Source organism: Legionella gresilensis (assembly GCF_900639865.1).
GTDB lineage: Bacteria > Pseudomonadota > Gammaproteobacteria > Legionellales > Legionellaceae > Legionella_C > Legionella_C gresilensis.
Genome location: NZ_CAAAHX010000043.1, coordinates 1 through 1,696, shown reverse-complemented (window position 1 = coordinate 1,696; position 1,696 = coordinate 1). Strand labels below are relative to the sequence as shown.

Genomic DNA, 1,696 nt, shown 5'->3' with positions numbered 1-1,696 from the left:
AGCTTCTCCCCAAAGGGATAACCCCATCAATTAACCTTCCGGCACCGGGCAGGCGTCACACCCTATACGTCTTCTTACGAATTTGCAGAGTGCTGTGTTTTTAATAAACAGTCGCAGCCACCTGGTCTCTGCGACCCTCAACTGCTTTGTCATGCAAGATGACTTACAATCAAGGGCGTACCTTCTCCCGAAGTTACGGTACCATTTTGCCTAGTTCCTTCACCCGAGTTCTCTCATGCGCCTTAGTATGCTCTACTTGTCCACCTGTGTCGGTTTGCGGTACGGTTCTCTATAAGTTATGGCTAGCAGCTTTTCCTGGAAGCATGGCGTCAATGACTTCTCTGCACCCCGAGGGGTCAGAACCCTGTCGCACCTTAGCGTTATGTGTGTCCGGATTTGCCTAAACACACCGCCTACATGCACAGACCGGGACAACCATCGCCCGGCTCACCTAGCCTTCTTCGTCCCCACATCACCACTTATAAAAAGTTAAGGACTATTAACCTTATTCCCATCGACTACGCTTTTCAGCCTCGCCTTAGGGGCCGACTCACCCTGCTCCGATTAACGTCGTGCAGGAAACCTTAGACTTCCGGCGAGAAGGGTTTTCACCTTCTTTATCGTTACTCATGTCAGCATTCGCACTTCTGATACCTCCAGCACACTTCTCAATGCACCTTCATCAGCCTACAGAACGCTCCCCTACCACGTGCACTATTGTGCACATCCGCAGCTTCGGTGGATGATTTAGCCCCGTTACATCTTCCGCGCAGGCCGACTCGACCAGTGAGCTATTACGCTTTCTTTAAAGGGTGGCTGCTTCTAAGCCAACCTCCTGGCTGTCTGTGACTTCCCACATCGTTTCCCACTTAATCATCACTTGGGGACCTTAGCTGGCGGTCTGGGTTGTTGCCCTCTTCACAACGGACGTTAGCACCCGCTGTGTGTCTCCCGTGATTCAATTAGCCTGTATTCGGAGTTTGCATCGGTTTGGTAAGCCATGACAGCCCCCTAGCCGAAACAGTGCTCTACCCCAGGTAATCATTCACGAGGCGCTACCTAAATAGCTTTCGGGGAGAACCAGCTATCTCCGGGCTTGATTAGCCTTTCACTCCTAGCCACACGTCATCCGATAATTTTTCAACATTACCCGGTTCGGACCTCCAGTTGGTGTTACCCAACCTTCATCCTGCACATGGCTAGATCGCCCGGTTTCGGGTCTACTCCCAGCGACTCTTCGCCCTATTAAGACTCGCTTTCGCTACGGCTCCCTTATTAAGTTAACCTCGCCACTGAAAGTAACTCGCTGACCCATTATACAAAAGGTACGCAGTCACCCAACTAAAAGTCAGGCTCCCACTGCTTGTACGCAAACGGTTTCAGGTCTATTTCACTCCCCTCTCCGGGGTTCTTTTCACCTTTCCCTCACGGTACTGGTTCACTATCGGTCAGTAAGGAGTATTTAGCCTTGGATGATGGTCCACCCATCTTCAACCAGGATTACACGTGTCCCGGCCTACTTGTTCGTGTGCTTAGTTCTTATAACTTCCTTCGTGTACGGGACTTTCACCCCCTATGGTCGACTTTCCCAAATCGTTCCACTCAAAAATTATATAAATCACACCAGGCTCTTCCCCGTTCGCTCGCCGCTACTAAGAGAATCTCAATTGATTTCTTTTCCTTTGGGTACTTAGAT

1 rRNA gene is annotated in these 1,696 nt (G+C 50.4%); it reads right to left on the bottom strand.

Going from position 1 to position 1,696, the window contains the following annotated elements:
• A 23S ribosomal RNA gene (locus E1P04_RS17455) occupies positions 1 to 1,696 on the bottom strand; the annotation flags it as partial.